Source organism: Luteibacter pinisoli, from assembly GCF_006385595.1.
Classification (GTDB): Bacteria; Pseudomonadota; Gammaproteobacteria; order Xanthomonadales; family Rhodanobacteraceae; genus Luteibacter; species Luteibacter pinisoli.
This window is the reverse complement of the sequence record NZ_CP041046.1, coordinates 1266352-1292229: the sequence shown is the minus strand read 5'-3', so window position 1 is coordinate 1292229 and position 25878 is coordinate 1266352. Positions and strand designations below refer to the sequence as shown.

29 protein-coding genes are annotated in these 25878 nt (G+C 68.2%); 17 read left to right on the top strand and 12 right to left on the bottom strand.

Annotated elements, in window-relative coordinates:
* Positions 1-26: 26 nt before the first annotated feature.
* The 4 genes from FIV34_RS05890 to hemE are packed head-to-tail and all read left to right on the top strand — an operon-like array spanning position 27 to position 2997.
* Positions 27-557: a shikimate kinase gene (locus FIV34_RS05890; RefSeq protein WP_139980599.1), complete on the top strand. Its 531-nt coding sequence runs from the start codon at positions 27-29 to the stop codon at positions 555-557.
* Positions 557-1624 carry a 3-dehydroquinate synthase gene (gene aroB, locus FIV34_RS05885; protein WP_139980597.1) on the top strand — a complete coding sequence of 356 codons (1068 nt, stop codon included), beginning with the start codon at positions 557-559 and terminating at the stop codon, positions 1622-1624. The genes FIV34_RS05890 and aroB overlap by 1 nt, the downstream gene beginning before the upstream one ends.
* A gap of 46 nt (positions 1625-1670) precedes the next feature.
* Positions 1671-1934, top strand: coding sequence for a WGR domain-containing protein (locus tag FIV34_RS05880; RefSeq protein WP_139980595.1), 264 nt, complete (start codon positions 1671-1673; stop codon positions 1932-1934).
* Positions 1924-2997 carry a uroporphyrinogen decarboxylase gene (hemE, locus tag FIV34_RS05875; RefSeq protein WP_139980580.1) on the top strand — a complete coding sequence of 358 codons (1074 nt, stop codon included), beginning with the start codon at positions 1924-1926 and terminating at the stop codon, positions 2995-2997. Before FIV34_RS05880 ends, hemE begins: the two co-directional genes overlap by 11 nt.
* A gap of 14 nt (positions 2998-3011) precedes the next feature.
* On the opposite strand, the gene FIV34_RS05870 is transcribed toward hemE, so the two are convergent.
* The 5 genes from FIV34_RS05870 to purT all read right to left on the bottom strand — a co-directional run bounded on the left by FIV34_RS05870 (position 3012) and on the right by purT (position 9755).
* Positions 3012-3524 (bottom strand): tetratricopeptide repeat protein, encoded by a 513-nt coding sequence (locus FIV34_RS05870; protein ID WP_139980578.1) that lies wholly within the window; start codon positions 3522-3524, stop codon positions 3012-3014.
* A gap of 2 nt (positions 3525-3526) precedes the next feature.
* Positions 3527-5866 (bottom strand): penicillin-binding protein 1B, encoded by a 2340-nt coding sequence (gene mrcB, locus FIV34_RS05865; protein ID WP_139980576.1) that lies wholly within the window; start codon positions 5864-5866, stop codon positions 3527-3529.
* Positions 5867-5954: 88 nt separating this feature from the next.
* Positions 5955-6788: an SDR family oxidoreductase gene (locus tag FIV34_RS05860; RefSeq protein WP_139980574.1), complete on the bottom strand. Its 834-nt coding sequence runs from the start codon at positions 6786-6788 to the stop codon at positions 5955-5957.
* Positions 6789-6794: 6 nt separating this feature from the next.
* Positions 6795-8510 carry a hypothetical protein gene (locus tag FIV34_RS05855; RefSeq protein ID WP_139980572.1) on the bottom strand — a complete coding sequence of 572 codons (1716 nt, stop codon included), beginning with the start codon at positions 8508-8510 and terminating at the stop codon, positions 6795-6797.
* A gap of 63 nt (positions 8511-8573) precedes the next feature.
* Positions 8574-9755 (bottom strand): formate-dependent phosphoribosylglycinamide formyltransferase, encoded by a 1182-nt coding sequence (gene purT / locus FIV34_RS05850; RefSeq protein ID WP_139980570.1) that lies wholly within the window; start codon positions 9753-9755, stop codon positions 8574-8576.
* A 123-nt stretch (positions 9756-9878) separates the two neighbouring features.
* On the opposite strand from purT, the gene FIV34_RS05845 reads away from it, so the two are divergent.
* Genes FIV34_RS05845 through FIV34_RS05835 form a run of 3 tightly spaced genes read left to right on the top strand, consistent with a single transcriptional unit; the run spans position 9879 to position 12496 of the window.
* Complete coding sequence (locus tag FIV34_RS05845) at positions 9879-11393, top strand: transglutaminase-like domain-containing protein (RefSeq protein WP_139980568.1); 1515 nt, start codon at positions 9879-9881, stop codon at positions 11391-11393.
* 50 nt (positions 11394-11443) lie between these two features.
* Complete coding sequence (locus FIV34_RS05840; protein ID WP_139980566.1) at positions 11444-12313, top strand: SPFH domain-containing protein; 870 nt, start codon at positions 11444-11446, stop codon at positions 12311-12313.
* A 3-nt stretch (positions 12314-12316) separates the two neighbouring features.
* Positions 12317-12496 carry a type II toxin-antitoxin system antitoxin gene (locus FIV34_RS05835; RefSeq protein WP_139980564.1) on the top strand — a complete coding sequence of 60 codons (180 nt, stop codon included), beginning with the start codon at positions 12317-12319 and terminating at the stop codon, positions 12494-12496.
* Here FIV34_RS05835 and FIV34_RS05830 read toward each other — a convergent pair.
* A complete protein-coding gene (locus FIV34_RS05830; RefSeq protein WP_139980562.1) occupies positions 12493-12870 on the bottom strand; it encodes a DUF423 domain-containing protein in 378 nt (125 codons plus the stop codon). The two genes, FIV34_RS05835 and FIV34_RS05830, sit on opposite strands and share 4 nt — an antisense overlap.
* Before the next feature lie 81 nt (positions 12871-12951).
* Here FIV34_RS05830 and FIV34_RS05825 point away from each other — a divergent pair, with 81 nt between their 5' ends.
* Together FIV34_RS05825 and FIV34_RS05820 are read left to right on the top strand one after the other, a co-directional pair.
* Positions 12952-13563, top strand: a complete 612-nt coding sequence (locus FIV34_RS05825) for an SCO family protein (RefSeq protein ID WP_139980560.1) — start codon at positions 12952-12954, stop codon at positions 13561-13563.
* Between the two features lie 6 nt (positions 13564-13569).
* A complete protein-coding gene (locus tag FIV34_RS05820; protein ID WP_139980558.1) occupies positions 13570-14013 on the top strand; it encodes a copper chaperone PCu(A)C in 444 nt (147 codons plus the stop codon).
* 6 nt (positions 14014-14019) lie between these two features.
* Here FIV34_RS05820 and FIV34_RS05815 read toward each other — a convergent pair whose 3' ends face one another.
* The 3 genes from FIV34_RS05815 to FIV34_RS05805 are packed head-to-tail and all read right to left on the bottom strand — an operon-like array spanning position 14020 to position 16014.
* Positions 14020-14289: an acylphosphatase gene (locus FIV34_RS05815; protein WP_139980556.1), complete on the bottom strand. Its 270-nt coding sequence runs from the start codon at positions 14287-14289 to the stop codon at positions 14020-14022.
* Between the two features lies 1 nt (position 14290).
* Entirely contained in the window at positions 14291-14755 is a 465-nt protein-coding gene (locus FIV34_RS05810; RefSeq protein ID WP_246058761.1) for a TlpA family protein disulfide reductase, read from the bottom strand.
* The gene (locus FIV34_RS05805) at positions 14752-16014 is read right to left on the bottom strand and encodes a YihY family inner membrane protein (RefSeq protein ID WP_425462908.1); all 1263 of its coding nucleotides are present in this window, start codon (positions 16012-16014) and stop codon (positions 14752-14754) included. The genes FIV34_RS05810 and FIV34_RS05805 overlap by 4 nt, the downstream gene beginning before the upstream one ends.
* Before the next feature lie 81 nt (positions 16015-16095).
* On the opposite strand from FIV34_RS05805, the gene wrbA reads away from it, so the two are divergent.
* The 4 genes from wrbA to FIV34_RS05785 are packed head-to-tail and all read left to right on the top strand — an operon-like array spanning position 16096 to position 19254.
* On the top strand, positions 16096-16698 hold the full coding sequence (gene wrbA, locus FIV34_RS05800; RefSeq protein ID WP_139980552.1) for an NAD(P)H:quinone oxidoreductase: 603 nt from the start codon (positions 16096-16098) through the stop codon (positions 16696-16698).
* Positions 16695-17030 (top strand): DUF2069 domain-containing protein, encoded by a 336-nt coding sequence (locus FIV34_RS05795; protein WP_139980550.1) that lies wholly within the window; start codon positions 16695-16697, stop codon positions 17028-17030. The genes wrbA and FIV34_RS05795 overlap by 4 nt, the downstream gene beginning before the upstream one ends.
* Positions 17031-17089: 59 nt before the next feature.
* Positions 17090-18730, top strand: coding sequence for an acyl-CoA dehydrogenase family protein (locus tag FIV34_RS05790; protein WP_139980548.1), 1641 nt, complete (start codon positions 17090-17092; stop codon positions 18728-18730).
* A gap of 38 nt (positions 18731-18768) precedes the next feature.
* Entirely contained in the window at positions 18769-19254 is a 486-nt protein-coding gene (locus FIV34_RS05785) for an asparaginase domain-containing protein (RefSeq protein ID WP_139980546.1), read from the top strand.
* Here the strand turns inward: FIV34_RS05785 and FIV34_RS05780 are convergent.
* Positions 19251-20576 carry a S8 family peptidase gene (locus tag FIV34_RS05780; RefSeq protein ID WP_139980544.1) on the bottom strand — a complete coding sequence of 442 codons (1326 nt, stop codon included), beginning with the start codon at positions 20574-20576 and terminating at the stop codon, positions 19251-19253. The genes FIV34_RS05785 and FIV34_RS05780 overlap by 4 nt on opposite strands.
* A 484-nt stretch (positions 20577-21060) precedes the next feature.
* Positions 21061-22902 carry a M4 family metallopeptidase gene (locus FIV34_RS05775; RefSeq protein ID WP_139980542.1) on the bottom strand — a complete coding sequence of 614 codons (1842 nt, stop codon included), beginning with the start codon at positions 22900-22902 and terminating at the stop codon, positions 21061-21063.
* 229 nt (positions 22903-23131) lie between these two features.
* On the opposite strand from FIV34_RS05775, the gene FIV34_RS05770 reads away from it, so the two are divergent.
* Positions 23132-23572 carry a DUF4279 domain-containing protein gene (locus tag FIV34_RS05770; RefSeq protein WP_170207520.1) on the top strand — a complete coding sequence of 147 codons (441 nt, stop codon included), beginning with the start codon at positions 23132-23134 and terminating at the stop codon, positions 23570-23572.
* A gap of 19 nt (positions 23573-23591) precedes the next feature.
* Here the strand turns inward: FIV34_RS05770 and sufT are convergent, their stop codons facing one another.
* Entirely contained in the window at positions 23592-24149 is a 558-nt protein-coding gene (gene sufT / locus FIV34_RS05765; protein ID WP_139980538.1) for a putative Fe-S cluster assembly protein SufT, read from the bottom strand.
* A gap of 190 nt (positions 24150-24339) precedes the next feature.
* Between sufT and FIV34_RS05760 the strand changes: the two genes are divergently transcribed.
* From FIV34_RS05760 to FIV34_RS05750, 3 genes are all read left to right on the top strand, one after another.
* Entirely contained in the window at positions 24340-24780 is a 441-nt protein-coding gene (locus tag FIV34_RS05760; RefSeq protein ID WP_139980536.1) for a hypothetical protein, read from the top strand.
* A 96-nt stretch (positions 24781-24876) separates the two neighbouring features.
* Positions 24877-25500, top strand: coding sequence for an RNA polymerase sigma factor (locus FIV34_RS05755; RefSeq protein ID WP_139980534.1), 624 nt, complete (start codon positions 24877-24879; stop codon positions 25498-25500).
* Positions 25497-25877 carry a hypothetical protein gene (locus FIV34_RS05750; protein ID WP_139980532.1) on the top strand — a complete coding sequence of 127 codons (381 nt, stop codon included), beginning with the start codon at positions 25497-25499 and terminating at the stop codon, positions 25875-25877. The genes FIV34_RS05755 and FIV34_RS05750 overlap by 4 nt, the downstream gene beginning before the upstream one ends.
* Position 25878: the final 1 nt, after the last annotated feature.

The window sequence follows — 25878 nt, the reverse complement described above, 5'->3', positions numbered from 1 at the left end:
TCTGGCTTGTTGCTAGCATGGGAGCGATGAATCCTTCGCCCAACCTGTTCCTGGTCGGCCCCACGGGCGCCGGCAAGACCACGATCGGCCAGCGCCTCGCGGCGCACTACGGCCTGCCCTTCGTCGATCTGGACGTGGAGATCGAAAAACGCCACGGCATGTCGATCGCCAGCATGTTCGAACGCGAGGGCGAGGCCACGTTCCGCGCGCGGGAAAGCGCGCACCTGGACGAGTTTAGCCTTCGCCAGGGCATCGTGCTCGCCACCGGCGCTGGCGCGGTGATGGCTGGCGCGAACCGGGAAATCCTGATGACCCGCGGCGCGGTGCTGATGCTGGCGGTGGAAGTGGACGAACAGCTCGATCGCCTGCAGCACGATACGGCCCGCCCGATGATCGCCGGCGGTGATCGCCGCGGCCGTCTCGAGGCGCTGGCCGATGCACGCAACCACGTCTACGAAGAAGTGGCCGACCTGATCTTCCGCGGCCGCCATGAAGGCCCCGATGACGCCCTGCCCCGTGCCGTGGCACTGCTCGATCGCCACTGGAGGCGCGCCTGATGGAAACCGTCGACGTCGAACTGGCCGGCCGCGATTACCCCGTATGGATTGGCCCCGGCCTGATCGGTGACAGCGCGCGCTGGCGCGCGCGCATCCGCGGCCGCCACGTGCTGGTCGTCAGCAACACCACGGTCGCCCCGCTGTACCTCGGCGCGCTGGAAAAAGGCCTGGAAGGGCTGCACTGGTCCGTGCACCTGCTTGGCGATGGCGAAACACACAAGACCTTCGCCAACGTCGGCAAGGTGCTCGATGCCCTGGCCGCGCTGGGTGCCACCCGCGATGCCTGCGTCATCGCCCTGGGCGGCGGCGTCGTGGGCGATCTTGCCGGCTTTGCCGCGGCCTGCTGGATGCGCGGCATCGACTTCATCCAGATGCCCACCACGCTGCTGGCGATGGTGGATTCGTCGGTCGGCGGCAAAACGGGCGTGAACCTGCCGGCGGGCAAGAACCTCGTTGGCGCGTTCCACCAGCCGCGCGCGGTGGTGGCCGATATCGACGTGCTGCGCTCGCTGCCGCAGCGCGAATTCCTCGCCGGCGTCGCGGAAATCGTCAAGGGCGCCGCCATTGGTGACGAACCGTTCTTCGCCTGGCTGGAAGCAAACGCCGATGCACTCGCCGCGCGCGAGCCCGGCGTGCTGGTGGAAGCCATCGCCCGCAAGTGCCGCTACAAGGCCGGCGTGGTCGCGCGCGATGAAACCGAACAGGGCGAACGTGCCCTGCTCAACCTGGGCCACACCTTCGGCCACGCGCTGGAAACCGCAGGCAACTACAGCGAGATCCTGCACGGCGAAGGCGTCGCCATCGGCATGGTGCTGGCGGCGCGCCTCTCCGCGAACCTGGGCATGGCACCGGCGGCGGATACGGACCGGCTGGTGGCGCTGTTGCAGCGCCTTGGCCTGCCCACCGAGCCGTCGCGCCTGCATGCGGCCAGCCGCCTGCTTGACCTGATGCGGCTGGACAAGAAAAACACCGCGGGCACGCTGCGACTGATTTTGTGGCGCGGCGTCGGCCGGGCCGAGATCGTCGCGGGCGTGGCCGATGCGGACGTGCTTGGGGTGCTGGGCTAAACATCCCCTACAATGGTCGGTTCTTGCGTCATCCCAGGTCGGTGCCATGCGGATCTACATGCAAACCATGCCGGCGACGGGCGCTGAAGCGCCCCGCTACGTCCAGATCACCCTCGAGCAGGACCTGCTCGGCGGCTGGACCCTGTACCGTGAAAGCGGCACGCAGGGTGGCAAGGCGACGCTGAAGCGCGATGTCTACCTGGAGCGCGATGCCGCGCTCGCCGCGTTCGAAAAGGCGCGCGACGCCCAGATCAAAAAGGGTTTCAAAGTGATGTTCAGCCAGGGCCAGGAGTCAGCGCATGGCCGCTGACGTGCTCCGCAACGACCGTTTCCTGCGCGCACTGCGCCGCGAGGCCACCGACACCACGCCCATCTGGGTGATGCGCCAGGCCGGCCGCTACCTGCCGGAATACCGCGAAACCCGCGGCCGTGCCGGCAGCTTCATGGGCCTGGCCACGAACCCCGAATACGCCTGCGAAGTGACGTTGCAGCCACTGGCGCGCTTCGAGCTGGACGCGGCCATCCTCTTCTCTGACATCCTCACCATCCCTGACGCGATGGGCCTGGGCCTGTCGTTCGAGGCCGGTGAGGGACCGCGTTTCGCCCGTCCGCTGCGTGACGCCGCGTCGATCCACGCCCTTGCCGTGCCCGACATGGACGGCGAGCTGCGCTACGTGATGGACGCCGTGCGCCTGATTCGCAAGGAACTCGACGGCCGCGTGCCGCTGATCGGCTTCTCGGGCAGCCCATGGACGCTGGCCTGCTACATGGTGGAAGGCGAAGGCTCGCGCGATTTCGCACGGGTGAAGGCCATGGCCTGGAACGACCCGGCGCTCGCGCACAAGTTGCTCGACACCGTGGCGCAGTCCGTCGCGGCGTACCTCATCGCGCAGGCGCGCGCGGGCGCCCAGGCGCTGATGGTGTTCGACACCTGGGGTGGCCTGCTAGGCCCTGCCCCGTTCCGTGAGTTCTCGCTGCATTACATGGCCCAGGTCGTGGATGCGGTGAAGGCCGACCCGGCCTGCGACGGCATCCCCGTGATCCTGTTCTCCAAGGGCGCGGGTGGCCAGCTGGAAGCGCTGGCCGACACCGGCTGCGATGCGCTGGGCGTGGACTGGACGCTGGATATCGGCGAAGCCCGCCAGCGCGTCGGCAAGGACGTGGCCCTGCAGGGCAACCTCGACCCGGCCGTGCTGCGCGCCTCGCCCGAAGTCGTGGCCCGCGAAGCCCGTGCGGTGCTGGATGCCTTCGGCAACCACCCCGGCCACGTCTTCAACCTCGGCCACGGCATCACGCCGGAAGTGGACCCGGAAAACGTGAAGGTGCTCGTGGACACCGTCCACGCCCACGGCCGGAAGATCCGCGGGGGCTGAGCCCCCGCGATCACTCAGAAGCGGTTCGGACCGGCGATGTGGCACTTGCCCAGGTCGGTACGGGCCGCCATGGCGCCGTTCTGGTCGCCTGCCTGCATGCGCATTTCGTAAATCGTCTGCTGGTTGCGGGCGCACAGGCTGCCCGACTTCGGGCCCATCTCGAAGGACTGCTTCGCCAGCTTCTCGGCCGCCGGGTAGTCCTGCTTGCGCACGGCGATTTCCGCGCGATCCTGGATCAGTTCCGGTGCCTCGGGCGCCAGCTTCAGCGCCTGCACGAGCTTGGCGTCGGCGTCGTCGTACTTGCCGGCGCGCTCGTCGGATTGCGCGGCGTGTTCAAGGCCCTGGACGCCCGGATCGCGCAGCGGCGCCACTTCGATGGCCGACTTCTCACGCTCACCCGCGGCGCGGATCTGCGCCACGATGTCGTACGTCGGCGGGGTGGGACGGGTGGCCTGCGGCGGGGCAGGCTGGCTGCAGGCGGTGACGAGCACCGCGGCGGCCATGGCGCAATAACGAAGGTAGTGCATGGTCAATCCGTAGGATTACTGGGAACGGGCGACGGGGCCGGCGGCTGCTGGCCATCGTCACCGCCGCCGAACATACCCTTGAATCGCTGCCAGAAACAGCCCTGCTCCTGTTCCGGCACGTAGCCGCTGACAAATGGGAACTGGCGGGCGCCCTCGCAGGTGGGATCGGTGCGCTTGCCGCTCTGCGGGTTCACCCAGGCCATTTCGAGCCCGTCACCCACTTGCGTGGACAACGGCGAGGTGGGCAGCTTGCGGAACAGCTCCTGCCACACGCGCATGCTGCCCGTGGCGCCGTAGAGGCCGGTGGGCTTGTTGTCGTCGCGGCCCATCCACACCACCGCCAGGTGTTCGCCGGTGAAGCCGGCAAACCAGCTGTCGCGCTGGCTGTCGCTGGTACCGGTCTTGCCGGCGGCATGCAGCGAGCCCAGGCTGGAATTGCCGATGGCCGCCGCCGTGCCGCTGGTGACCACCTGCTGCATGGCGTAGCGGATCAGCCGCGTCGGCTGCTGGTATTCACCCTCGCCCGCCTTGACGTCATAGCGCTTGATCGCCTGGCCCTTGTTGTCCATCACGCCGCGCACGGCGACCAGCGGCAACGCGTGGCCATCCGCCGCGATGTACTCATACATCTGCGCCACCTGCAGCGGCGAGAGGTCCACCGCGCCCAGCAGTAACGACGGGCTCGGGTTCACGTCTTCCAGGCCAAACGATTCAAGGAAGCCCTTGATGCGAGGCAAGCCCACCTGCATGCCCAGGTTCACCGTGGCAAGGTTCCACGAGTGCACCAGCGCATCCATCATCGGCACCTCGCCGTGGATCTCGTGGTCGTCATTCTGTGGCGTCCACATCGTGCCATCCGGCTGGCGCATGCTGATCGGCGTGTCGCTCAGCGTGGAGGCCAGCGACCACTTCGACGGCTGCGACAGCGCCACCAGGTAAACGAACGGCTTGACCAGCGAGCCGATGGAACGACGCGCATCGAGCGCGCGGTTGAAGCCCTGCTCGCCCGGCTCACGCGAACCGACCACGGCAAGGACGCTGCCATCGGTGGTGTCGGTGACCACGGCGGCGGCCTGCGCGGCGGCGCCACGCTTACCCAATGCCTTGGTGGTGGTGATGATCGCCTGCTCGGTATACAGCTGCGCGGCCGGGTCCAGCGTGGTGAAAATGCTGAGGCTGCCGTTGCGCAGGGCGTCTTCGTCGAAGTCGGCGAGGATCTGCGAGCGCACCAGCTGCATGAACGCCGGGAAGCGGTTGTGCGGCAGCTGCGCGTTGGTGGCGATGCCCAGCGGCGTGGCCTGGGCGGCCTTCATCGCGGCCTCGTCAAGCAGGCCGGTGTCGTTGAACTGCTGCAGCACCAGGTTGCGTCGCGACAGCGCGCGGTCCGGGTAACGGCGCGGGTCGTAGTAACTCGGGCCCTTCACCAGGCCGATCAGCAGGGCGATTTCCTGCGGACGCAGTTCTTCCAGGCGCCGGCCGAAGAAGAACTCGGCGCCGGCGGCGAAGCCGTGCACGGCCTGGTTGCCCTGCTGGCCGAGGAACACCTCGTTGACATACGCCTCGAGGATCCGGTGCTTCGGGTAATGCGCTTCCATCAGCAGCGAGAGGATGGCCTCGTTCACCTTGCGCAGGTAGTTCTGGCTGCGATCGAGGAACAGGTTGCGCACGAGCTGCTGGGTAAGCGTGGAACCACCCTGCACCGTGTGGCCCGCGCGCAGGTTGGCGAACATGGCGCGCGCGATGGCGGTGAAATCCAGGCCGATGTGGTGGTTGAAGTCGCGGTCTTCGACGGCCTGCAGGCCCTGCACCAGCAGCGGCGGCACGTTCTCCAGGCGCACGATCCGGCGCTCTTCCTGGTCTGCGCCGTAGAGCGTGGCAATACGCGCGGGATCCAGGTGGATCGCCTTGATCGGCTTGCCGCTGGCATCGTCGACCACCGAGGCCACCTGCCCGTCGGACAGGCCGACGCGCAGGCGATGCGCGAGCTCGCCGCCGTCCGGGCCCGCATAGCCGCGCGAGTTGATGATGAAGCGCGAACCATTCTTCGAGTAGCTGCCCTGGACCTTGCCCGCGCCATCCGGCGTATAGCCGGCGAAGGTCAGCTCCAGCTCCAGCGCGGCCGGCGACATCGCCCGGCCCGGCTCGATCAGCAGCGGGCGCGCGTAGACGCGCGTCGGCACCGCGAACACCAGGTCACTGAAGCGCTCCTGCAACCGGGCGTTGAGGATCAACGTGTACGGCAGCAGGAAGCCGAAGAGCAGGCCCATGACAAGCCAGAAGGGAATGCGAAGCCAGGGCCAGCTGGCGCGCAGGAGGGAACCGAGACGGTGCAGGAAAGCCAACGCGGGGAGATCCTGGGGAAAGAGGTGTTCCCGGATGATAGGGGCATGTGCCCGGCGGACATCTGAACGGGAGGTGGCGGGCGAAGGGCTAGACCCGGACCGCCCAGGTGGCGGGGTCCGGCCGGAACGGCCGCGGATGGATCCCGAGAATCGCCTCCAGCTCGCTATTGTCGGCGATCAGGTCGCTATCAAGCCGCCGCAGGGGCCCGATCAGGCCCGGATAGGCAAGCCCCGCCAGCGCCAGCGCCGCCCGCGGGAGCGGCACCGGAAGGGTGAAGACACCCGCGCTACGCCGGGCGCGACGGAACATCTCGGCCGCGGAAAGACGTTCGCCACCGCCGATGGGGAACGTTTTGCCACGGGCGCGGGCCGTGACCAGGGCGGCCACGAAGGCCGCGGCGATGTCGTCGGCATGCACCGGCTGCCGCTGGCCCCGCGCCGCGGGAAGCGGGAACACGCGACGGCGCTGGGCGGCGTGGACGATCGGGCTGATGCTCTTGTCCATGCCGGCCCCGTAGACCAGCGTGGGACGGAACAGGGTCCACGGCATCCCGCGCGATGCACAGGTGGCGATGAGCTTGGTTTCGGCATCGCGCAGGCGCAGCGACAGCTCGCGCTCGGTCGGCACGTCGGAATCGCGCTTGGTTTCGGCACTCATCGATGAGGTAGCGATGATGTGCGGCGTGCCTTCGAGGCGGGTGCCGGTCAGCCAGTACGCCAGGCCGTCGAGCGGGCCCGAGGACAGGATCGCGGTGACCGGCGGCAGCGTCGGCATGGCGTCAGGCAGGTGCCCCCGAAGCCAGCGGGGATCGTCCGCCGGAGCTTGCCGGCTAAGGCCAATCCAGTCGCATTCCAGGGCATCGAGGCGGGGAAGCAGGAAGCGCCCGACCTGGCTGGACGCGCCAATCACCAATACCGTCATGCGTTCTCAGCGGCCCGTGGCAATGCGTTCGTAGGTGCTTTGCAGGCGCGGATCGTCCGGCGCATAGCGACGTGCGCGATCCAGCGCCTGGAAGGCGCCCTGGCGATCGCCCTGCGCGGCACGCTGCACGGCGTTGTCGATCCACGCGCTACCCAGCTTGTGGCGCAGGTCGCCCTGCGACGCATCGCCCGGCGCCAGGTCCGAGAGGGTGGCGTAGAGATCTTCGGCCCGCTTGACGTTGCCGTTGGCCACGGCCTGCTGCATCTGGGTCTCGACCTGCGACGGCAGCGCCTGGAGGCCTGCGCGGGCACTCGCATCGTTGCCATCAATCGACAGTGCATTGCGATAGAGGTCGTAGGCGCTGTCGCCGGGCGGATCCATGATGTCGCCACGTGCCGCCGCCTGTTGCGCACGGCGCACGAGGGCGGTGACCCGCGCCTTCTGCTCGGGGCTCACTTCCAGCGAGGCCTGGGCGGTAGCGTCGTCGCCGGCCACGGGCAGCTTGCCGGCACCGGCGGCCGACGGCGATGCCGGCTTGCCCGCACCGCCGATGCGCGCGCGGGCGGCAGCCAGTTCGGCCGACTTCGGCGCCAGCTTCGCGGCCTGGTCGAGCAGCCGCGTGGCCTGGTCGTCGTCTTCGCTGTCGATCGCGGCGTTGGCCTGCACGATCAGCGCCTGCGCCACCTGGCCGAGGCCGGCCTTCGCGTCGGCGTTGTCCGGGTCGGCGGCGAGTGCCGCGCGGAAACGGGCCAGCGCGTTGTCGTCGCCATCACCCGTGAAGCGGCCGGCGCGCATGGCGTCGTTACCCTGCTGGATCAGGGCGGATACCGCCTGGTCATCCTGCTTGCGGGTTTCTGCCAGCGCGGCGCGCAGCGACGGCAGGTCGCCGTAGCCGGGCACGAGGATGGCGATGCGGTCGACGATGGCGTTGGCCTTCGCGCGGTCGTTGTCGGCGATGGCCTGGCGTGCCTGCGCGGCCAGGCCGTCACCCACTTTGTCGAGCCCGCGCGCGGCCACGGCGTTGTTCTTGTCGGCATCGAGCACGCGGCGATACAGCGGGCCGGCACCATCGTCGCCATCGAGCTTGCCGGCGGCCAGTGCCTGCTGGGCCTGGTCAACCAGGGATTCGGTCTGCTTCTGCGGATTGCGCGCCTGCGAGAGGCGCTGCGACAACTGCTCCACGTCGTTGCCGCCACCGAGCAGTTCACGGGCGACGTTGAGCGCCGCCTCGGCTTCGTCCAGGTGGCCCGCACCCAGCGCGGCATCGGCACGGCTGATTTCAGCCTGGCCGACGCGGCGCAGGCCATCACGGGCCTGGTCGCTGTCAGGCTGCTGGTCGCGGGCCTTCTCAAAAAGCTCGCGCGCGCTGTCGCCGTTGCTGCCGTCGAGCCTGCCCGCGTCCAACGCGGCGTTGGCCTGGGACAGGGTGTCGTTGAGCTCGGTGCTGGGCACCAGGTTACGCAGGCGGTCCTGCTGCAGGTACAGCGCGGTCGCCACGCCGATCAGCAGCAACACCAGCAGCGGGATGAGCCAGCCGCGCTTGCGTGGCGGCTGCGGCCGGCGCGAGCGCGGCGGAGGCACGGCCCCGCCACGGCCACGACGCGGCTCGTCCACCACGATGTGGGGCAAGCCGTCGTCAACCGGCGGCGCGGGCTTGTCCAGGTCGTCGAGGCGACCCAGCGTGGGCTCGGTGCGTTCGTGGGGGTCTCGGCGTCCGCTCATGGCCATGCATCGTCCCTAGGAGCTGGGCAGCTTAACATTCGGGCGTGAACGGACGTTGTAGGGCTAGAGCTCCACGCGGATCCGGCTGGCCGCCCGCTTGGCCTTTTCCAGCGCTTCCCCGACGGTAGCGGCCCGGGCCAGCGTCACCGCCATGCGCCGGCGACCGCGCACTTCCGGCTTGCCGAAGATGCGAAGCATGGTGCCCGTCTCGGCCAGCGCGTCGGCGATGCCGTGGTACGTGGGCGCATGGCCCTCCCCCTCCACCAGCACCGCGCATGAGGCGGCCGGGGCGAACTGATGGATCTCCGGCACCGGCAGGCCGAGGATGGCGCGGGCGTGCAAGGCAAATTCGGACAGGTCCTGCGAGATCAGCGTGACCAGGCCGGTGTCGTGCGGGCGCGGGCTCACCTCGGAGAAGATTACCTCGTCACCGCGAACGAAGAACTCCACGCCGAAGACGCCCCAGCCACCCAGCGCCTGGGTGATCGCATCGGCCTGCTGCTCGGCGGCGGCACGCGCGGCGTCGCTCATCGGCTGCGGCTGCCACGATTCACGGTAATCGCCATCTTCCTGGCGATGGCCGATGGGCGCGCAGAACGACACGCCGTCGCGATGGCGCACCGTCAGCAGGGTGATCTCGTAGTCGAAATCGATGAAGCCTTCGACGATGACCCGGCCCTTGCCGGCGCGACCACCGGACTGTGCGTAGTCCCACGCGTCGCCCGCATCGGCGGGCGTGCGCACCACGCTCTGGCCCTTGCCCGACGAGCTCATCACCGGCTTGACGACGCAGGGCGTGCCCAGCGCGGCGATAGCCTCGTCAAAGGCTTCGCGCGTATCGCAGAAACGGTACGGCGAGGTCGGCAGGCCGAGTTCTTCCGCCGCGAGCCGGCGGATGCCTTCGCGATCCATCGTGAGCCACGCCGCCTTCGCGGTGGGGATCACCTTCAGGCCTTCCTTCTCCATCGCGATCAGCGTGGGCGTGTGGATGGCCTCGATTTCCGGCACGACCAGGTGCGGCTTTTCTTCTTCGATCACGGCGCGCAGCGCGTCGCCATCGAGCATGTCGATGACATGGCTGCGGTGCGCCACCTGCATGGCCGGCGCATTGGCGTAGCGGTCCACCGCGATCACCTCGACGGCGAAGCGCTGCAGCTCGATCGCCACTTCCTTGCCCAGCTCACCGGAGCCCAGCAGGAGCACTTTCAGGGCGGTGTGTGAGTGGGGGGTGCCAAAGGTTTTCATGGGCGCGGGGTCCAGGCGGGAAACCCCTATTCTACCGGGCGGGACCCCCAACGAATGGGGGACTTGACTCGGCCGATGAACGTGGTGTTATGCAGACGTCCCCGACAATCCGGAAGTACGCCCATGAGACGCTCACGCGCAGTTCTCGCCGTACTGTTGTGCCTGGCCCCGGCGTACGCGCTGGCGACGGAAACATGGATGACCGTGATGCTCGACGGTCGCAAGGTCGGCAAGCTCAAGATCGACCGCGAGGCCACCGACAAGCAGGTCACCACCGCCCAGGTGCTGGACTTCCGACTCACGCGGATCAAGACCCCGCTCGCCCTGCGCACGGAGCTGCGTTCGGTGGAGTCCACCCACGGCCAGCCGCTGGGCTTCTATGCGAAGTCGTCCATGTCCTCGCAGGAGAACCTGGTAGAAGGCCAGGTGCGCGACGACGGCGCCTTCCAGGTGGCCAATACGGTGGGGGGCCAGTCGCGGGTGAACCTGCTGATCTGGCCCACCGGCGCCGCCCTCGTCGAAGGCCAGCGGCTGAACATGGTGCGCATGGGCTTCCGCCCGGGCACCACCTACCAGACGCGCAACTTCGACCCGGTGAAGCAGCAGGTCGCCACCGTGGATGTACTGGTGGTTGGCGACGAGGTCGTGGACCTGCCGCAGAGCCGCGAAACGCTGCATCACATCCGCCAGACCCTGGCGGGATCGAACAACACCCAGTTCGTCGATATGTGGGTGAACGACCAGGGCGATGTCCGCCGCGGCATCGCGCCGCTGCTCGGGTTCCGCATGGAAATGGCTGCGTGCGATGCGGCCTGCGCCAATGCGCCCGACCAGGATGTCGACCTGCTACGCGCCGCCATGGTGGATGCGCCGCGGCCGATGACACCCAGCCTGCGCGCCGCCCCGGTGCGTTACATGATCAGCATCCACGGCAACCACCCCAGCCCCTTCATCGAAACCGACGAACAGCATGTGCACGTGATGGGCGACGGCCTCTACCAGGTGGACGTCGGCTGGGCCGTGCCGCGCAGCGGCGAACCGGGCCCGACCACCGACGACACGGCACCCAATCCCTGGGTGCAGTCGGAATCGCCCGAGGTCATCGCCCTGGCCAGGCGCGTCGTGGGTGATGCCCCGAACGACCTGCAGCGCATGCGCCGCCTGCGCTCGTTCCTCTCCGATTACATCAACGAAAAAGGCCTCGATGTCGGTTATGCCTCCGCGCTGGAAACCATCCACAGCCGCAAGGGCGATTGCACCGAACACGCGGTGCTGCTTACCGCGCTGGCCCGGGCCCTGGGCATCCCGGCCCGGGTGGTCACCGGCATCGTCTACGTGGACCGCTTTGGCGGCGCATCCCGCGTGTTCGTGCCGCACGCCTGGACCCAGGCATGGCTCGGCAACCGCTGGGTGAGCTTCGATTCGGCCCAGCGCCGCTTCGACGCCACCCACATCGCGCTGGGCACCGGCAGCGGCGACCCGTGGCGCTTCTTCCAGGCCATGAGCGTGCTCGGCAACATCCGCATCGAGCGGGCCACGGCGGCCTCGTCGCTCATGGATATGCCGGCGCCAAGCATGAGCGACAGCTTCGTGGGCGGTGGCGGCAGCGGCAAGGGCGCGGCGGGAGGCATTGAATAACTGATATCATTTAGATATCATCCGCCCCACATCCCCAGGGGCCTGCCACCATGAACGAACGTCCTGCCGCGTCACTGCCCGGTATTCCGTCGCTTGTCGTCCTGTTTTTCATCGGACTCATCGCTGTCGGCACCGTCCTGAAGGGCGCGGACATGCATGGCCAGCCCCTGATGCCGTTCGCCGGCGCCATCCTGCTCGGCTTCCTCGCGTTCCTGGCCAAGGGCTTCTTCCAGGTCCAGCCCAACCAGGGCCAGGTGATGCAGCTGTTCGGCCGCTATAGCGGCACGGAGCGCCGCGAAGGCCTGCGCTGGACCAACCCGTTCTACTCGCGCCGCCCGGTGAGCCTGCGCGTGCGCAACTTCGAAAGCAGCCGGCTGAAGGTCAACGACAACGACGGCAACCCTATCGAGATCGCCGCCATCGTCGTGTGGCAGGTGGTGGACACCGCCGAAGCCGTGTTCTGCGTCAACGACTACGAGAACTTCGTGCAGATCCAGAGCGAATCGGCGTTGCGCCAGATGGCGCAGAGCTACGCGTACGACACGCATGACGACGGCCGCCCTTCCCTGCGCAGCCACGGCGATGAAGTGAACAATCATCTCGGCCGCGAAATCGAAGCGCGCCTGGTGAAGGCCGGCGTGCAGGTGGTCGAGGCGCGCATCAGCCACCTCGCGTATGCGCAGGAAATCGCCCAGGCCATGCTGCAGCGCCAGCAGGCCAGCGCCATCGTCGCGGCGCGTACCCGCATCGTGGAAGGCGCGGTCGGCATGGTGGCCCTGGCGCTGGAACAGCTGCGCGAGCAGGGCGTGGTGGAACTGGACGAAGAGCGCAAGGCGGCGATGGTATCCAACCTGCTGGTCGTGCTCTGCGGCGACCGCTCCACGCAGCCGGTGGTGAACACCGGGTCGTTGTATAGCTGACGCGTGGCAGAGAAAAAAGCCTATCCGCTGCGCATCAGCGCGGCCGTTCTCGAGGCCATGCAAAAGTGGTCCGAGGACGAGCTGCGCTCGGTGAACGCGCAGATTGAATACGTCCTTCGCGATGCGCTGCGCCGCGCGGGGCGCCTGAAATCGGGCGCTCCGGATGACACGGACGACGCCTAGGGCGTGCGGCGCAGCGACAGTGCCGCGGCGATCCACCCAGCGATGAAGGCGACGCCGCCCAGGGGCGTGATCGCGCCCGTCCAGCGCGGTGCGCCCAGGGCCAGCGCGTAGAGGCTCCCGGAGAACAACACGATGCCTGCGCCGAACAGCAGCAGCGTAGCCTGCCGCGCCCGTCCCGCAGGCAGACCGAGCACCGCGGCGAACAGCGCCAGCGCATGCCAGAAGTGGTACTCCACACCCGTGTGCCACACGGAGAGGCCGGCGGCATCCAGCGTGCCGCGCAAGGCGTGGGCGCCGAACGCACCGAAGGCCACGGCACTGGCGCCTGCCAGGCCCACCGATACCGCGGCGGCGGTGCTGACAGGTTGTCGCATTCAGGTACTTCCCGGGGTGGGCCATGCCGTGAGGCGCACGGCGGTGGCGTATGCTTCGGCGGATTGTTCACGGAGTGTCGCATGAAGCCGTCCCTGTGCCGCCGGGTGTGCCTGGCCCTGCTTGCCCTCGCCATCCTGCTCCCGCTTGCCGCCTGCCAGCGCGAGGCGAAGCCGGCATGGCGGCTCAACGACGTGGCCGGCCACCTGCCCGACCTCGACTTCAAGCTCACCGACGACAACGGCAAGGCCGTGACCGCCGCGGACTATCGCGGCAAGGTCGCGATCATGTATTTCGGCTACACGCATTGTCCGGATGTCTGCCCGCTTACCCTCACCCAGCTGCACGTGGTGCTTGACCGCCTCGGCGCGCCCGCCGACCAGGTCCGCATCCTCTTCGTCAGCGTGGACCCGGCACGCGATACGCCGGCGGTGATGCACGCCTACGTCAATGCCTTCGACAAGCGCGCCGTGGGCCTCGTCGGCTCGCAGGCCGATGTCGAGGCGCTGGCCAAGCGCTACCGCTCGGCCTTCACCCGCGAACCGGACCGCGGTGACGGCAATTACGACGTCAGCCATAGCTCGGCCATCTATCTTTTCGACGGCAAGGGCAAGGCTCGCCTCCTCGCCACGCCGTCCGCGTCGCAGGACGATATCGTCCATGACCTGCACCTGCTCACCGCCCTGGAGCCCTGATCCGTGATGATGCGCTCGCTCTTCCTCGCCGCCCTGCTCGCCACCGGCGCCGCGCAGGCGGCTGACACGACCACCGTGACGGCCAGCGGTGCATGGATCCGCGTGCTGCCGGGCAGCCTGCCCGCGGGCGGCTACGTCACGCTGCAGAACACCTCGGACAAGGCCGTGGCCGTGACCGGCGCCGCCAGCCCGGATTACGGCGACGCCATGATCCACCGCAGCAGCACGGAAACCGGCATGGGCCGGATGGAAATGGTGGACAAGGTGCCGGTGCCCGCGAAGGGCAGCGTCGCCTTCGCGCCGGGTGGTTACCACGTGATGCTGATGCAGGCAAAGCACCCGGTGAACCCGGGCGACAAGGTACGGGTGACCTTTACCCTTTCGGACGGCAGCACCCTGCCGGTGACCTTCCTGGCCCGTCCGGCAAACGCGAACGGGCCCGCCGACTGAGCCAGCCTAGAGCGTGCGGAAATCGGCGGGCACGTCGTGCGCGCCGATGTCCTCGCGATAGAACTCCGTGACCTCGGCCGTGGGCGGTCCGTCGCGCAGCCACGTTTCCAGGTGATTGAGTGCCGCGGCGTCGCCATAGGCCACCACTTCAACGCTGCCATCCAGCAGGTTGCGCGCGTGCCCGGTGAGCTTCAGCTGCACCGCCTGTTCGCGGGCCGAGGCACGGAAGAACACGCCCTGCACCCTTCCCCTGACGACGAATCGCGCGGCATTCATCTCATTTCCCCTTGGCGATAGCCTCGTTGAGTTTCGCGGCATCCACCGGGCCCACGAAGCGCTTGGCCACGTGGCCGTCCGGTGCGATGAGGTACGTGGTGGGCAGGCCCTTCGGCGTATCAAAGTCCTTCGGCGGCGCCATCACATCCACCTGGGCGATGGCATACGTCACCGGGTGCTTGGCGACGAACGCGCGGATGTCGTTCGGATCCGAGTCCTCGAAGGCCAGGCCGATGGCGACCACGTCCTTGCGCGACGTCACGAACGCCGAGATATCCGGCATCTCCTTGATGCACGGCACGCACCAGGTGGCCCAGTAGTTCACGACGACCCACTTGCCGCGCTGCGCGGCGAGGTCGAACGGCTTGCCGTCGAGCGTCTTGACCTTCAGCTCGGGCGTGGTGGTGGAGGCCATGGCGGGCACGGCGACGGCGAGCGCCAGGGCGGCGATGAAGCGGGAAATCATGCGGTGGCATCCTCGTGGGGGACGGTGGGCGGAGGAAAAAGCTGGTCGAGCCGGGCACCCAGCGTGGCATCGAGCGCCACGGCGAGCTGGTCCAGCAGCACCAGCAGGTCGGCCGGCAGGCGGATGCCCAGCCGCGCGACCTGCTCGCGTGGGTGCAGCGGAAGGCGGTAATGGGTGCAACGGTACACGCGAAGCAGTTCCGTGGCGTCCAGGCTGCGGCTGAGCATCCAGCCGCCGGTTTCGCAGCGCTGGATCATGTCGGCCTTCTGCAGGTCTTCGAAATAACACGCGATGGCGTTGGACGGCAGGTACGGGTCGCTGAGCCGGACGGTGGCCGGGTCCACGCTTTCGCCCGTGCGTTGCGCGGTGACGAAATGCTGCAACACCACCAGCAGGCCGATGAACTCCGCGCCTTCGGGCAGCGCATCGTGCGGGCGGGTGTATTCAAACGCGGAAATGGACGCGGCGATGGAGGCGCCGAGGATCACGATGATCCACGACAGGTAGATCCACAGAAGGAAGATCGGGATGGCCGCCAGCGCACCGTAGATTTCTTCATACGTCGGCGCGTTGCGGATGAACTCGGTGAACCCCCAGCGGGCGATTTCGAACAGCAGCGCGCCGAGCAAGGCGCCGATGGCCGCGTGCCGCCACGATATGCGCCGGTTCGGCACCATCGTGTACATGAGCACCAGCGTCACGAAGGTGATCACGAAGGGCAACAGGTTGAGCAGGCCGCCCTGGCTGACAAGCTGGTCCGCCGCCGCATGCAGCATCGGCAGCGCGGTGAGGTACGACGACAGCACCAGGCCGCCGACGACGAGGATGGGCCCGAGCGTGAGGGCCGCCCAGTACAGAAGCAGGCGCGACGTCCAGCCCCGTGGCTTGCGTACGCGCCAGATGCGGTTGAGACGATCCTCAATGCTGACCATCATCGATACCGCACTGAACAGCATCACGAGGATGGAAATGCCAGTGAGCTGGCTGGCCTTGTCAGCGAACGCCAGCATGTATTCCTGGATCTTGATGCCGGTGGCCGGCACGAAATTCTGGAAGGCGTAGTTGGCCAGGCTGCCCCGCCACTCGGCGAATACGGGGAACGCGGAGAGGATGGCGAACACCGCGACCGTCAGCGGCACCAGCGATACCAGGGTGGTGTAGGACAGCGCGCCGGCCGTCTCGAAGCACTTGTCGTCGACAAAGCGCAGCCAGGTAAAACGGGTAAAGCTCAGGGCGCGGTCGCGGTCGAAGCGCGGCATGGGCATCCTTCGTGTGTCCCGGACCATTGGGAACGTCCTCGTAGTTCTGCGAGACTAGCGCCTTCTTAAAGGCGCCCCTCCATGTCTCACGACATCCTCGTACTCTACTACAGCCGCAGTGGCCACACGGCCCAGCTCGCCCGCTTCGTCGCCCGCGGCATCGAGGAAGTACCCGGCATGCGCGCCCGCCTGCGCCAGGTGCCGCCCGTGGCACCGGTGACCGAGGTTGCCGCCCCGCCGGAGCCCGAGGATGGCGCGCCCTACGTCACCCGCGCCGACCTGGTCGAATGCGTGGGCCTGGCGCTGGGCAGCCCTACCCGCTTTGGCAACATGGCCGCGCCGCTGAAGTATTTCCTCGACAGCACCGGTGCCGAATGGGCGTCGGGCGCCCTCGCCGGCAAGCCGGCCGCGATGTTCACCTCGACGAGCACCATGCACGGTGGCCAGGAAGCCACGCTGATTTCCATGGCCCTGCCCCTGCTTCACCACGGCATGGTGATTGTCGGCATCCCGTACACCGAGCCCCTGTTGAGCACCACGACCACCGGCGGCACGCCTTACGGAGCAAGCCACGTGGCCGGACACCGTGGCGATAACGCCATCTCGGCGGACGAGCGCGAACTGGCCCGCAGCCTGGGCAAGCGCCTGGCGGACATCGCCCGCCGCCTGGGCACGCCCGCGTGAGGGCACCGGCCACCGGCCTGCAGAAGGCCGGCCTGGGGGCGTGGGCGGGGCTGCTCGCCGTGCAGCTGCTCTGGTACACGCTGTACCCGCCGGTTTCCATGCCGGCATGGGTCGCCCTGCTGATCACCGTCCCGCCCCTGCTGCTGCCGGCGCTGGCCCTGCGCAACATCACCCGCGCGCTGCTTTGGGTGGGCACGCTGGCGCTGTTCTATTTTTGCCACGGGGTATCCGAGGCATGGAGCTCCACCGGCGATCGCTGGCTGGCGTGGATCGAGCTCGTGCTGTGCCTGGTGTTGATCGGCACGCTGGGCGCGGGTGTGCGGCGCCGCTAACCCGCGCACGCGCCAGATGGTGCACCCTATACGCGACTGCCAACGGAGAGGGATGTCTCATGGGCTTTCTGCAGGACGCGCCACGCCTGGCGCATCCGTTCCGCGACGACCGCGTGCTCGACGCGTGGCTGGGCCACACCTTGCCGGTAGACCGGCTGGCGGCCTGCGCTCCTGACCTCGACGCGCTGGGCGAATACGCGCTCGAAGCCTACGAGCGGCACCAGCTCACGCCACGCACGGAGCCTGTCCTCACCCAATGGGATGCCTGGGGCGCGCGCGTCGACCGTATCGCGCTGACGCCTGCGTGGGAGGAAGGCCCGCAGATCACCACGCGGCATGCCGTGCTCGCGGCCGGCCATGGCGAATCGCCGTGGTCACGCGTGGAAGAGTTCGCCCGCGTTTACCTCTATCACCCGGCCAGCGAGTTTTATTGCTGCCCGCTGGCGATGACCGACGGTGCCGCGACCGCCTTGAAAGCCTCGGGCAACCAGGCCCTGATCGACCGCGCGCTGCCGCACTTCCTCAGCCGCGACCCTGCCACGCTATGGCTCTCCGGGCAGTGGATGACGGAGACCCCCGGCGGCTCCGACGTCGGCCGCACCGAAACGACGGCGCGACAGGACGAGACAGGCCAGTGGCGACTGTATGGGCGCAAGTGGTTCAGCTCGGCCGTGGTGGGTGAAGCGGCGCTGGCCCTGGCACGCCCCGAAGGCGCCGGCCCGGGCACCTCGGCGCTCGCCCTGTTCTATGTCGAGACCCGGGACGACGAAGGCCGGTGGCAAGGGCTCACCATCGACCGCCTGAAGAAGAAACTCGGCACGCATGAGCTGCCCACGGCGGAAGTCCACCTCGATGGCGTGCCCGCCACGCCGGTCGGCGCGCTGGAGCATGGCGTGCGCCAGGTGGCGCCGATGCTCAATGTCACGCGCACGTGGAATGCCGTCTGTGCCGTGGCGACCATGTCCCGCGCCATCGCGCTGGCCCGTGACTACGCCACGCGGCGCAGTGCGTTCGGCGCGCGCCTGGTCGACCAGCCGCTGCACGCGCGCACCCTGGCCAACATGCAGGCCGAATTCGAAGGCGCGTTCTCGCTCGCGTTCTACGTGGCCGAACTGCTCGGCCGCACCGAGCACGGCATGGGCGATGCCCACGACGCTGCCTTGCTGCGCCTGCTGACGCCCCTGGCGAAGCTGTGGACGGCGAAAGTCTCGATCCGCGTAGCCTCCGAGGCGCTGGAGTGCTTCGGTGGTGCCGGCTACATCGAAGACACGGGCCTGCCCCAGCTCCTGCGCGATGCGCAGGTGTATGCGATCTGGGAAGGCACCACCAACGTCCTGTCGCTCGACATGCTGCGCGCCCTCGGCAGTAGCGGCCTCGCACCGATCCGTGCCGCGGTGGCATCGCTGGTGCCGGCCGACGCACCGGAGCGGGCCGGCATCGAGGCCACGCTGGATACCACCGAGGCCCTGCTCGGCGACGTGGTGGGCGACCGGACCTCGCTGGAGGCCTCGGCCCGCGGTATCGCCTTCACCCTGGCCCGCTGCATGGCCGGGGCGCTGCTCGTCCGCTCGGCGGGATGGGGCGCGGCCGCGGGCGATGCGCGCGCGGCGGCGGCCTGTCGCCGTTTCATGGCGCGCGGCCTGGACCGCCTGGCGCTGCCCGCCAACGACGACGATGCCCTGCTGGCCGCACAGCGCTAGAATGGGCGCCCCGCTTCACTCGCGCACCAGGCCAGTCCATGCAGCATCTCACCATCGTCACCACCGGCGGCACCATCGACAAGATCTACTTCGACGACAAGTCGGATTACCAGATCGGCGCGCCGCAGATCGGTGAGATCCTCGGCCAGCTGGGCGTCGCGTTCCGTTTCGACGTGATCCCCATCCTGCGCAAGGACAGCCTGCACGTCACCGACGAAGACCGCGCCCTGGTCCGCAGCACCATCGAAGCCCAGCCCCACCGCCACGTGCTGGTCACGCACGGCACGGACACGATGGTCGAGACCGCGGCCATCCTCGCAGGCATTCCGGGCAAGGTCATCGTCCTCACCGGCGCGCTGAACCCGGCGCGCTTCCAGGGTTCCGACGCCGTGTTCAACGTCGGCTGCGCCGTGGGCGCGGTGCAGACGCTGGACGATGGCGTGTATATCGCGATGAATGGCCGCGTGTGGGATCCGAAGAGCGTCCGCAAGAACCGCGACGCCAACCGCTTCGAAGCGGTCTAAAGCGCTTCACCCCCGCGCTCCTGGACGACGGCGTCGAGCGTGGCGCCGGCATCAAGCAAGCCCGCGCCGCAGCCGCGCGGGCAGCGCGCCGGGCGTGCGTTGTCCACGAGATGCCGCGTGACGTCATCCGCGCTCAGGCGCGGATCGGCCGAGCGCATCAGCGCGACGACGCCGCTGACCAGCGGCGCCGCCATCGATGTACCCGCCAGGTAGCCGAAGACACTGCGCCAGCGAATACGCGCGCCCTGGTCAACGGCAGACAACATGTCATCCGTGCGCAGGCCGGACAGCGAGCCTCCCGGTGCCGCCAGCGTCACGCCACCACCGTGGTTGCTGTACCACGCCTGCCATCCCTGCCGGTCCAGCGCCCCCACGCTGATGACGCCCGCGCAATTCGCGGGCGCCATGCCTGACGCGGCCACGCCTTCGTTACCTGCCGCCGCCACCACCACGACCCCGCGTGAACGCGCCTGCGCCACGGCATCGCCCAGCGCGGCGCCGCAGCTGCCAGCAACGCCGAGACTCAGGTTGATGACGTCGGCCCGGCGCGCGACCGGCGGCACCCCTTGCACCTCACCGCCCGAGGCCCACGCCACGGCATCGATGACGTCCGACAGATACCCACCGCACGTCGCCAACACCCGCACGGGGAGCAGTTTGGCCGCCGGCGCCGTGCCGACCACGCCCAACCGGTTTCCACGCCGCGCGGCAGCCAGCGCCATCACGTGCGTCCCATGCCACGAGGAACGCGAACCGGTACGACGACCGCAATCACCCGGATCCTCCCAGTCGCCTTCGTCGGTCGGATCCGGGTCACGGCCGTCACCATCGCGTGCACGCGACGCGTCGCTGACGAAGTCGTAGCCCGGCAGCAACTGGCCATCCAGCTCGGGATGCGGCGTGCTGCCCGAATCGAGCACCGCGATCACCGCGCCCTCGCCTTGCGTGTAGGGCCATGCCTTCTCGGCGTCGATGCCCGCCCGCGCGTCGTGCAGGTGCCACTGCCTGCCGTACAGCGGATCAGGCAGGGCAAGCGGCCGCACGAGGCGATCTTCCTCCACGCTGACGACTCCCGGGAAGCGCACGAAGTGCGCGGGATTACCGTCGTCGACGTCGAACACCGAAGCGCCGGTAGCCAGCGTGGCCACATGGCGTGGCTGGCCGGGGTCGACGTCGCGCTTGCGCCGGGATGGCGCCGGGTCGGGTTGCGTCGCCGCGTGCGCGGAGGCGGCGTCGGCGAAGCGGACGATGAAGCGGGTGGCGGCCTGCGTGGGGAGGGTGATGAGCAGGGCGAGGCAGGCGAAAACGTAGCGTCGATGCATGGTGCGCGTCCTTCCGGTAGGGAGAAGTCCACGCTAGGGGCGCATGCGAATCGGGTGTAGTGGGTCACGCCCGCTTTGGGATGTCATCGCGAACGGCGTCGCGCGCAGGGTCCGCCCTACAAAAGAAAGTCATCGCGGAATATCGGAGGCCAGGCAATAGATCATGTTCATTCGCAGGGCGAATGCGTGTCTCATGCGGCTTCGCCGCCACACGCCCGATGGGTTCAGGAAGTCGCGGGTGGTCAGGCCCTTGGGGCCGACATAAGCGGAGGGCCGCGTAACGTAATGATCTCTGCGACACGGGCACCTACGGCCCGGTCCGAAGGTCCGCGTCTGGCGGACACAAGGGTCTTCCCGCTCCCGACGCCGATGTCCCGCTCGGCGCGAAAGGCGTGCGGCGGCGCAAGTAATGCGCGAAGAACCAAAAGAAAGGGCCAGGTGTTGGCCTGGCCCTTTCTCTGGGAGTGACACGATGCAGCGAGGTTTACGGCGTCCAGGTGGCCTTGAGCGAAACGCCCGAGAACGTGGAGTAACCGCGCACCTTCACGTAGTACGTACCGGCCTGGGTCGTCGCGAAGCTGCACGACTCGGCGTTGCCGGTCTTGTACGGGCGGCAGTTGTAGCTGGAGGTGGTCGGCGCGGAACCGAACTTCACGTACAGGTCCGCATCACCGGTGCCACCGCTGGTAGCGATGACAAGGTTCTTCGCCCCAGCCGCCACCGTGACGGTGTAGCTCAGCTCCTGGCCCGAGGTGCCGGCGAGGCCGGTCTTGGCCGTGCCGTTCTGCAGCGCAGTACCACCGGTGCCGCCACCGCCGCCGGTGGAGCAGGTCACGCCCACCTGGCTAAACGCAGCCGCGACATCCGTGGCCGAGTAGCCGAGGTCCGTTGCCGCGCTGGCCACACCGCACGAACCGGTGTTGAACGTCGACGTCGCGGTCCAGTAGATGGCATCGGCGCGGGAGAACGCCTTGAACGCCTTCACCGTGTCCCATCCGCTGGTTTTCGCCAGCAGGCAGAACGCCTTGTTGTACACACCGGAGGAGTAATGCACGTCGAGGCCGTTGTAGTAGTCCGACGCGTTACCGATCGAACCACCATCCTGCGGCGGGTTGCACATGTAGCGCAGCGCGGTACCGATGCCGGCACTCGCCTTGACGATATCCGCACCCACGAGGAAATCGTTGGTGCCGCGGTCGTAGTACTCGGCCGCTTCACCGGCGATATCCGAATAGGCTTCGTTCATGCCGCCCGACTGGCCGTCGTACTCCAGGTTGGAGTGCTGTTCGGTAAAGCCGTGGCTGATTTCGTGCGAGGTGACGTCCAGTGCGACCAGCGGATAGAAGGTGCTCGCACCGTCACCGAAGGTCATCGAGGTGCCGTCCCAGAAGGCGTTCTCGTAGCTGGAACCGTAATGCACCTTCATCACCAGCACCTGGTTCAGCGGCGGCGCACCGGTGTAGGCGTTGTACATGTCATGCACGACGCCACCGAAGTGGTGCGCATCGTTGATCGGGCCAAAGCCGCCATTCACCGCATCACCGGTGGAGTTGAAGCAGGTGAACGTCCACAGCGTGCCGCTGCCGGAGGTCGCCTTCTTCATGTTGTAGGTTTTGACGTTGGCGTTCTGCATCGAACACGAGGTGCCCGACTGGGTGACGTTCAACGCCGGCAGGCCGTTGGCACCCCAGGTGTACTGGCCGGTCTTGCCGTTGCCGCCGGGGCCGGTGGCATCGACGTGGGTCAGGCCTTCCCACTGCTTGATCACTTCGCCGGTGTTGGCGTCGATGATCGCCGTCGGGCGCGTCGGCTGGTCACCGCCGTTGAAGAACGAGGTGAGGTAGACCAGGCGCGCAGGCGCACCGTCCACCGGGTACACGTAGAGATCGGCCTTGGGGTTTTCCGGCTTCACCGCCGCACTGCGCAGGGTAGTGCCCTGGCGTACGAGCAGGGCGACCGCCGCGGCCTGGTCGAGCTTCGGCGTCACCGACGCCAGGTCAACCTGGAGGTCTGATGAGACGACACCGTTGGCGACCAGCGCATTGCCCTGCGCATCCTGCTCCACGGCGAGGCTGCGGCCGTACACCGGCACGCCCTTGAAGGTCTGCTGCATGCGTACGGTTTGCGTGCCCGTGACGGTGGGCAGCGCGTTTTTCGCGACAAACGCGTTGTCGGCTGAAAGGCCCAGCTTCGTGGCCAGCTGGCTGGCCGGCGCGGCCCCCAGGTTCTGTGCGCGCAAGGCCTGCTCGGTGGCCGCCGAGGCAACCGAGGTGGCGGCGATACCGACAGCGGCCGCCAGGAGTTTCAGGTGAACATGATGTGCCATTACGTTCCTCCTCCGGGAATGGGCAACACGAAGCCATTGCGGCCGTGGTGGACCACATTCCGAACGATGATGATTTCGCGCCGTGGCGCGAATGCCCGTGTGACTCGCGGCCCCCTGAAGCCGAAAGTCCTTGTCAACCTATCGCAAGAATTCACGGTCGACTACCTAGGGGTTTCCCTAGGTCGTGAAAAAACGCGATGCTATGCACGAAACGGCAAAGGGGAACGGAATGGCCACCAGCATGCTCGACATCGACGCCGACCTGGCCCAGCGCACCCCGCTGGTAAGCGCGTCATTCCGGCTTACTTCCGAACGCCACCTGCTCGACCATTTCATCGGCGACTTCGGCATCGAGGGGGCACAGAGCTGGCAGAAGGGCGACGCCGAAGAAGGCCAGGCGCAGACCCGCCGCGCCTACGGCTGGAGCGTCACGCTGCCAGCGCAGCGGAGTTACTCGGTGGATACGGCGATCAGCGAATTGCTGCTGCGCCTGGCGCCGCAGCGCGATGCCATCATCGAGGCGATCCGCGCGCTGGAGCTCGATGCGCATGTGTGCCTGGACGTGCGCGTGGCGCCGGGCCACCTGCCGGTGCTGCACGCGGCGCCAGCCACCATCGCGGCGATGGCGTCCTACAACGCGGCGTGCAGCGTGGAACTGCGTGAGTTCTGAGCGATCAGGGCACGCCCGTTCAGAGCATGCCCGTTTCGAGCTTCGCCGCGTCCGACATCATCGACTGGTTCCAGGGCGGATCGAACACCAGGTCGACATCGGCTTCCATCACCGTGGGAATGAGCTCCAGCTTGGTGCGGACATCGTCCACCAGGATGTCGCCCATGCCGCAACCCGGCGCGGTCAGGGTCATTTTCACGTAGGCCTTGCGGCTGCCTTCGTCGCTGTGTTCCAGGCTCACGTCGTAGACGAGGCCGAGCTCCACCACGTTGATCGGGATTTCCGGATCGAAGCAGGTACGCAGCTGCTGCCACACGAGCTTTTCGACGTCGTCGTCCGACGCGTCGTCGGGCAGTTCGATCGGGCGCGGCGGCTCCTTGCCGAGCGCGTCGGCGTCGTTGCCGGCGATGCGGAACAGGTTGCCTTCCACGTAAACGGTGAAGCTGCCACCCAGGGCCTGGGTGATGTAACCGACCTGGCCGGCCGGGAGCGTCACCGTTTCGCCCTGCGGGACCATGACGGCCGCGCAGTCGCGCTCGAGGGTGAAGGGCTCGCTGCTGAGGCTGAAACCGCTCATGGGTGTCCTGTGGAGGCGGCCCGCGGGCCGCAAAGTAGTCAATTATGCGCCCGTCGGGTCCCGACGGTCAGCATCCACCCCGGAAGGTTTGGGCAACCGGGCCAACCCTCAAGAGCGCGTAGGCGCACGGCCCGCTATCATGCAGGCGTTCCCCACACCCCGGCTCCCATGCGTCTTCCGAATCCGTGCCATGGCGGCTAGCCCCTTGCGCCGCCTCACCAACCTCTTCATCGGCCTGCTTGGCGCCCTGCTGTTCGGCTTTGCCGCCGGCGCCACCTGGATGGTGCCCTCGATGATGTTTGGCCGGGCCCTGCCCGCCCTGGCCCTGCCCGTGGGCTGGGGCCTGGGCTACGTCGTCCGCCGCTGGCTGCGCTTCGAGGGCGTGCCGGGTGCCCTGCTGGCCGCGGGCGCCACCCTGCTGGCCTCCGTCTACGTCGGCTGCCTGGTGGCGGCCGCCACCATCGCCGGGATGATGGGCGTGGGCTTCGCCCAGTCGCTTGCCGACGCCGGCCCCGCCATGCTGCTGTCCCTGGCCCACCTGGCGCTGGGCCCGGCGGACCTCGCCCTGTACCTCGCCGGCGCCGTGCTGGCCGCCCTCGTGGCCTGGCCGCTGGGCCGCCGCCGTGGGTAACTTCACACCGGGTAAAGGCCCCGGCGGGAAGATACGCAACGGCAGCGAGTCAACCAGCGGTCGCCGACCGCGTTTACCGGGGTGAAACCAGGCCGTATGGAGCACGAGGATGGCAAGACCGACGACGCGGAGAAAGCCGTGAGCGGCTCGCTCGCGCTCGACAGTGCCTCCCTTGAGGACCTGCGCGACGTCCCTGCCAGCATGGATGCCTTCCTCGCGGCGATCGAGCGCCGGGCGTGGCGGATGGCCGAGATCCACCTCGGCAACCGCGACGACGCGCTGGACGCGGTGCAGGACGCGATGATGCGCCTGGTCCGGCATTACGGCGACAAACCCGCCCAGGAATGGACCCCGCTGTTCTGGGGCATCCTGCGCCGGCGCATCGTCGATCTGCAGCGCCGCCGCAAGGTGCGCTCGATCGTGGTGGGCTGGATTGGCGGTGGACACGACGACGACGGCGCGGAACTGCCGGCGTGGGAACCCGCGGACGACGCACCCGACCCGTCGGCGCGCCTGCAGGATTCCCAGGCATTCACGGACATCGTGCAGGCGGTACGCAACCTTCCCCGGCGCCAGCGTGAAGCGTTCACCTTCCGCATCATGGAAGGCCTGGACGTGGCGGAAACAGCGGCAGCGATGGGCTGCTCCGACGGTAGCGTCAAGACACATCTTTCGCGCGCGATGCATGCGCTGCGCGGGCAACTGGAGGCATGGCGATGAGCCATCACGATCATGAACTCGAACGCCGGGCGCGGGAGCTTTACCTGCGCGCCAGCCGCGACGTGGACCCGGTGACCGCCGGCCGCCTGCGTGCGGCCCGCCGTACCGCGCTGGCCGGCCCGACCCCGCATTCCGCTGCCCGCCGGATCCTGATCCCGGCCAGCGCCTTCGCCGTGGTGGCCCTGGCCTCGCTGATGGTATGGCAGCCCCTGGGCGGGCCCACCGCCGAAGCGCCGGCCACGGTGCAGACCGTCGACGTCAGCGACCCGAACGATCTTCCGCCGGATGCGGACGTCACCGATCCGTCGCTCTACCAGGACCTGCAGTTCTACAGCTGGCTCGCGTACAACGACGGCCAGGCACGGGACAACAAGTGAC